This is a genomic window from Streptomyces sp. NPDC007983, from assembly GCF_042958345.1.
In the GTDB taxonomy this organism is placed as follows: Bacteria; Actinomycetota; Actinomycetes; order Streptomycetales; family Streptomycetaceae; genus Streptomyces.
Window position 1 is genome coordinate 24,466 of the sequence record NZ_JBIBJI010000042.1, and the last position, 7,224, is coordinate 31,689.

Sequence of the window (7,224 nt, forward strand, 5' to 3'; positions counted from 1 at the left end):
AGGGAACGCACGTATGAATGAGGAAAAGCTCCGTTACTTTCTCAAGCGGGTCACCGCCGACCTGCATGAGACCCGGCGACGCCTCCAGGAGGTGGAGTCGGAGGACCAGGAGCCCATCGCGATCGTCGGGATGAGCTGCCGCTACCCGGGCGGCGTCGAGTCGCCCGAGGACCTGTGGCGGCTGGTGTCCGAGGGCGGGGACGGCATTTCCGAGTTCCCCACGGACCGTGGCTGGGACATGGGGCGGCTCTTCGACGACGACCCGGACGGCGCGGGCACAAGCTATGTCCGGGAGGGCGGTTTCCTCCACGACGCCAACTACTTCGACCCGGCGTTCTTCGGCATCAGCCCGCGCGAAGCCCTGGCCATGGACCCGCAGCAGCGGCTGCTGCTGGAGACCACCTGGGAGGCGTTCGAGCGCGCGGGCATCGACGCCACCTCCGTACGCGGCAGCAGGACCGGCGTCTTCGCGGGCGTCATGTACCACGACTACGCCTCGCGGCTGCGGGCCGTACCGCCCGGTGTCGAGGGCTACCTCGGCACCGGCGGCTCCAGCAGCATCGCCTCCGGCCGGGTGTCGTACACCTTCGGCCTGGAGGGCCCGGCGCTCACCGTCGACACGGCGTGCTCGTCGTCGCTGGTGACCCTGCATCTGGCCATGCAGGCGCTGCGCAACGGCGAATGCTCGCTGGCCCTGGCCGGTGGCGTCACCGTGATGTCGACGCCCGGCACGTTCACCGAGTTCAGCCGCCAGCGCGGGCTGTCGTTCGACGGCCGCTGCAAGTCGTTCGCGGCGGCCGCCGACGGCACCGGCTGGTCCGAGGGCGCGGGCATGCTGCTGGTGGAGAAGCTGTCGGACGCCCGGAAGAACGGCCACCGGGTGCTGGCCGTCGTCCGCGGCTCGGCCACCAACCAGGACGGCGCGAGCAACGGCCTCACCGCGCCCAACGGCCCGTCCCAGCAGCGCGTCATCCGGCAGGCGCTGGCCAGCGCCCGGCTGACGGCCGACCAGATCGACGTCGTCGAGGCGCACGGCACCGGCACCACGCTGGGCGACCCCATCGAGGCGCAGGCGCTGCTCGCCACGTACGGCAAGGAGAAGCCCGCCGAACGGCCGCTGCTGCTCGGCTCCATCAAGTCCAACGTCGGCCACACCCAGGCCGCCGCCGGTGTCGCCGGGATCATCAAGATGGTCAAGGCCATCGAGCACGGCTACGTGCCGCGGACGCTGCACGTGGATGAGCCGTCGCCGCACATCGACTGGTCGGCGGGGGCCGTCTCCCTGCTCACCGAGGGCCGCCCGTGGCCGGAGACCGGCCGCCCGCGCCGCGCCGCCGTGTCGTCGTTCGGCATCAGCGGCACCAACGCCCACCTGATCATCGAGCAGCCCCCGGCCCCCGAAGCCGACGAGGCCGCCGAGGACCCGGAGACCGTCCCCGAGGCCACCACCCCACCCCGCGACCTCCCCCTCCTCCCATGGCTGCTGTCCGGCAAGGGCGAGGACGCGCTGCGCGCCCAGGCCGCCCGGCTGCACACGTACGTCACCGAGCGCCCCGGCCTGGACCCGCTGTCCGTCGGCTACGCCCTCGCCACCACCCGCGCCGCCCTCCAGGACCGCGCGGCCGTGGTCGCCGGGGACCGCGAGACGTTCCTCGACCGGCTCGCCGCGCTCGCGGCGGGCGAGCCCGCCACCGGGCTGGTCCAGGGCGCGGAGACCCGGGGCAAGCTGGCGTTCTTGTTCACCGGCCAGGGCAGCCAGCGGCTCGGCATGGGTCGCGGGCTGTACGCCACGTACCCGGCCTTCGCCGCCGCGCTGGACGAGGTGTGCGCGGCGCTCGACCCTCGGCTCGAACGCCCCCTCAAGGACGTGCTGTTCGGGGAAGACGCCACCGCGCTGGACCGCACCGGCTTCACCCAGCCCGCGCTGTTCGCCATCGAGGTGGCCCTGTTCCGCCTCGTCGAATCGTGGGGCCTGAAGCCGGACTTCGTCTCCGGCCACTCCATCGGCGAGATCGCGGCCGCCCATGTCGCGGGCGTGCTGTCGCTCCCCGACGCGGCGCTGCTGGTGGCCGCGCGCGGCCGGTTGATGCAGCGGCTTCCGGGCGGCGGCGCGATGATCGCCGTCCAGGCGTCCGAGGACGAGGTGACGCCGCTGCTGACCGACCGCGTGAGCATCGCCGCTGTGAATGGCCCGACGTCGGTGGTCATCGCGGGCGACGAAGACGCCGCTGTCGAGATCGCGGCGGGCTTCGAGGCACAGGGCCGCAAGACCAAGCGGCTCACCGTGAGCCACGCCTTCCACTCGCCGCTCATGGATCCGATGCTGGAGGCGTTCCGCAAGGTCGCCGAGAGCCTGACGTACGAGACCCCGAAGATCCCGGTCGTCTCCCATCTCACCGGCGGCATCGCCCCCGCCTCGGAGATCGCCACCGCCGACTTCTGGGTGCGCCACGTACGCGAGGCCGTCCGCTTCCTCGACGGCATCCGCACCCTGGAGGCCCAGGGCGTCACCACGTACGTCGAACTCGGCCCGGACGGTGTGCTGTCCGCCATGGCGCAGGAGTGTGTGACCGGCGACGACGCCGCGTTCGTCACCGTCTGCCGCAAGGGCCGCCCCGAGGCCGAGACCCTGACCACCGCCCTGGCCACCCTGCACACCCGGGGCACCGCCCCCGACTGGGAGGCGTTCTACGCGGGGACGGGCGCGGAGCGCGTCGAGCTGCCCACGTACGCCTTCCAGCGCGAGCACTACTGGCTGGACGCGGGCACCGCCTACGGCGACGTCTCCTCGGTCGGCCTCGGCACCGCCGACCATCCGCTGCTCGGCGCGGCCGTCTCGCTGGCCGACGCGGAGGGCTTCCTGTTCACCGGCCGTCTCGCGCTGGACACCCACCCGTGGCTGGCCGACCACGCCGTCATGGGCACGGTGCTGCTGCCCGGCACCGCGTTCGTCGAGCTGGCCGTACGCGCCGGTGAGCAGGCCGGATGCGACCTGGTGGACGAACTCACCCTGGAGGCCCCGCTGATCCTGCCCGAACAGGGCGGGGTCCGGCTCCAGATCGCCGTGGGCGCCCAGGACGACACCGGCCGCCGCACCCTCGCACTCCACTCACGCCCCGACGCGGCCACCGACGACGAGCCGTGGGTACGCCACGCCACGGGCCTGCTCGCGCAGAGCGCGCCGACCGCGCCGTTCGACCTGAGCGCCTGGCCGCCGGCCGGGGCGGAGCGCGTCGACACCGAGGGGCTGTACGAGGGCCTGGAGGCGGCCGGATTCGCCTACGGCCCGGCCTTCCAGGGCCTGCGGTCCGCCTGGCGGGCCGATGGCGAGGTGTACGCCGAGGTCGCGCTCCCCGAGGGCACGGAACCGGGTGCCGCCCTCTTCGGCCTCCACCCGGCCCTGCTGGACGCGGTGCTGCACACCATCGGCCTCAGCGGCCTGACCGAAACCCCGGGCCAGGGCGGACTGCCCTTCTCCTGGACCGGCGTCCGCGTCCACTCGGTGGGAGCGGACACGGTACGGGTCCGCCTGTCGTCGGCCGGAAACGGCACGGTGTCGCTCCAACTCGCCGACGTAACGGGCGCGCCGGTGGCCTCGGTGGACCGCCTGGCGCTGCGGACGGTGTCCCCGGACCAGCTGAACGCCCCGCGCTCGGGCGGTGCGTCCGAGGCCCTGTTCCAGGTGGACTGGACCCCGATCCCGCCCACGCCCGAGCCGGTTCCCCAGTCCGACTGGACGACGATAGGCCCCAACACCCCCCACCCGGACCTGGCGAGCCTGGCGGCCGCCCTGGACGCGGGCACGGAGACTCCGGCGTACGTGGTGGTGACCCTTGAGGACGGCGCGGCACATCCAGCCCGTCCGGCGCTTGAGGACCGGGGTCTTGGGGCGGAGCCTCACCACGCGGCGGAGCCGCATATCGATGCTGCGGGAAGGGGCGGGGTGGGGGAAAGCTCCTCGCCCGCCGAAGGCGCACGCAACGCCACAACCCAAGCCCTCACCCTGCTGCAAACGTGGCTGGCCGACGACCGCTTCGCGAACACCCGCCTGGTGGTCCTCACCTCCGCCACCGACCTGGCCCACGCCGCAGCCCGCGGCCTGGTCCGCTCGGCCCAGTCGGAGAACCCGGACCGCATCCTGCTCGTGGACATGGACACCCACGCGGCATCACGCGACGCACTGCCGGCCGCCCTGGCATCCGGCGAGCCGGAAATCGCGGTACGCGACGGCGAGCTGAGGGCTCCCCGCCTGGCCCGCGCCACCGCGTCGACGCAGGACGAAGCACCGGAGTGGAACCCGGAGGGCACGGTCCTGCTGACCGGCGCGTCCGGCACCCTGGGCGGCCTCTTCGCCCGCCATCTGGTGGTGGAGCGCGGCGTACGCTACCTCCTCCTGGTCAGCCGTCGCGGCGACCAGGCCCCCGGCGCGCAAGAACTGTCCGCCGAACTGACCGAGCTGGGCGCGGACGTGCGCTGGTCGGCCTGCGACGTAGCGGACCGTACCGCCCTGGCCGAGACCCTGGCAGCAATCCCCACCGCCAACCCCCTCACCGCCATCGTCCACACCGCAGGCGTGCTGGACGACGGCGTGATCGCCTCCCTCACCCCCGACCGGCTCGCCAAGACCCTCCGCCCGAAGGCGGACGCGGCCTGGAACCTCCACGAGCTGACCCAGGACCAAAGCCTGGCCGCCTTCATCCTGTTCAGCTCGGCCGCAGGCGTCTTCGGCGGCGCCGGACAGGGCAACTACGCGGCGGCGAACGCCTTCCTCGACGCCCTCGCCCAGCACCGCACAGCGCACGGCCTCCCCGCCACCTCCCTCGCCTGGGGCCTGTGGGCCGAGCCCGGGGGCATGGCCGGGGACCTGGACGAGGCGGAACTCGCCCGTCTCCAGCGCGGCGGCATCGCCCCCATCACCGCCGACCAGGGCCGCGAACTCTTCGACGCAGCGAACCCCATGAACGAACCGCTGCTGGTCCCCATGCCCCTCGACATGGCGGCCCTCCGCACCCAGGCAAGCGTCGGCATGCTGCCGCCCCTCTTCCGCGGCCTGGTCCGCGTCCCCCCACGCCGCGCCGCCCAAGCGGCCGCCGCCGGGCAGGACGGCGCGCTCGCCCAGCAGCTGGCCGGGGTGGCCGACGCCGAGGCCGAGGCGATCGTCCTCGCGCTGGTCCGTACCCAGGTGGCGGCCGTACTCGGCTACGCGGGGCCCGAAGCGGTGGAGCCGCAGCGCGCGTTCAGCGAGGTCGGCTTCGACTCGCTCACCGCCGTCGAGCTGCGCAACCGCCTCACCGCGGTCACCGGCGTCCGGCTCCCGGCCACGCTGATCTTCGACTACCCGACCCCCGCCGCCCTCGCCACGTACCTCAAGACCGAGGCCCGGGGCAACGCGGCCGACGCCGCGGCACCCGTGGCCACCGCCACCCCGCACCACGGCGACGACGACCCCATCGCCATCGTCGCGATGAGCTGCCGTTTCCCCGGTGGCGTGGCCTCGCCCGACGACCTGTGGAAGCTGGTCACCGAGGGCACGGACGCCATCACCGACATGCCCACCGACCGCGGCTGGGACATCGAGGCGCTGTACGACGACGACCCCGACCAGCAGGGCACCAGCTACGCCCGCAACGGCGGCTTCCTCCACGACGCCCACCACTTCGACCCCGTCTTCTTCGGGATCTCGCCGCGCGAAGCCCTCGCGATGGACCCGCAGCAGCGGCTGCTGCTGGAGACCACCTGGGAGGCGTTCGAGCGCGCGGGCATCGACCCGGCGACCGTGCGCGGCAGCCGGACCGGCGTCTACACCGGCGTGATGTACAACGACTACGGCACGCTGCTGCACCGCGCGCCCGACGGCCTCGAGGGCTATATGGGCACCGCCAGCTCCGGCAGCGTCGCCTCGGGCCGGGTGTCGTACACCTTCGGCCTGGAGGGCCCGGCCGTCACCGTCGACACGGCGTGTTCCTCCTCCCTGGTCACCCTGCATATGGCGGTACAGGCGCTGCGCAACGGCGAATGCTCGCTGGCGCTCGCCGGAGGCGTGACCGTCATGGCGACCCCCGGCACCTTCGTGGCGTTCAGCAAGCAGCGCGGCCTCGCGAGCGACGGCCGCTGCAAGCCGTTCGCCGACGCCGCCGACGGCACGGCCTGGGGCGAGGGCGTGGGCATGCTGCTCGTGGAGCGGCTGTCGGACGCGCGCAAGAACGGCCACCCGGTGCTCGCGGTCGTACGCGGCTCCGCCATCAACCAGGACGGCGCGAGCAACGGCCTGACCGCCCCCAACGGCCCGTCCCAGCAGCGCGTCATCCGCCAGGCCCTGGCCGGGGCGCGGCTCTCCGCCGCCGAGGTCGACGTCGTCGAGGCGCACGGCACCGGCACCACGCTGGGCGACCCGATCGAGGCGCAGGCGCTGCTCGCCACCTACGGCCAGGAGCACACCGAGGGCACGCCGCTGTGGCTGGGCTCGGTGAAGTCCAACTTCGGCCACACCCAGGCCGCCGCCGGTGTCGCCGGGATCATCAAGATGGTCAAGGCCATCGAGCACGGCGTCCTGCCGAAGACCCTGCACGTGGACGAGCCGTCCGCACACGTGGACTGGTCGGCCGGCGCGGTGTCGCTGCTGACCGAACAGCAGACGTGGCCGGACACCGGCCGCCCGCGCCGCGCCGCCGTGTCCTCGTTCGGCATCAGCGGCACCAACGCGCACACCATCATCGAGCAGGCGCCCGCCGAGGAGCCGGGCGCGCGGCGGGAGCAGCGGCCGGGCGCGGTGCCGTGGGTGGTGTCGGCGAAGAGCGAGGCGGCGCTGCGCGCCCAGGCCCAGCGGCTGCTGGACCGCCTTCACGGCGAACCGGCGCTGCACCCCGTCGACATCGGCTACTCCCTGGCCACCACCCGCGCACCCCTGGACCAGCGCGCCGTGCTGGTCGGCACGGACCGCGACGACTTCACCGCCACCCTGACCGCGCTGGCCCGGGGCGAGGCGGCACCCCACCTGGTCCAGGGCACGGGCACGGCCGAGAAGACGGCGTTCGTGTTCCCGGGACAGGGCTCGCAGTGGGCGGGCATGGCGGTCGGGCTGATGGACGCCTCCCCGGTGTTCGCCGCCCGCATCCACGAATGCGCCGCCGCGCTCGCGGAGTTCACCGACTGGTCGCTGGTGGAGGTGCTGCGCGGTGCCGAGGGCGCGCCGTCGCTGGAGCGCGTCGACGTGGTCCAGCCGGT

Annotated in this window: 1 protein-coding gene; it reads left to right on the top strand. The window is 73.7% G+C overall.

The window, feature by feature from the left end; translation table 11 throughout:
• Nucleotides 1-13: 13 nt before the first annotated feature.
• Nucleotides 14-7,224: SDR family NAD(P)-dependent oxidoreductase (locus ACFZCY_RS44825; RefSeq protein WP_391187497.1), on the top strand; the 7,211-nt coding region annotated here is incomplete at its 3' end.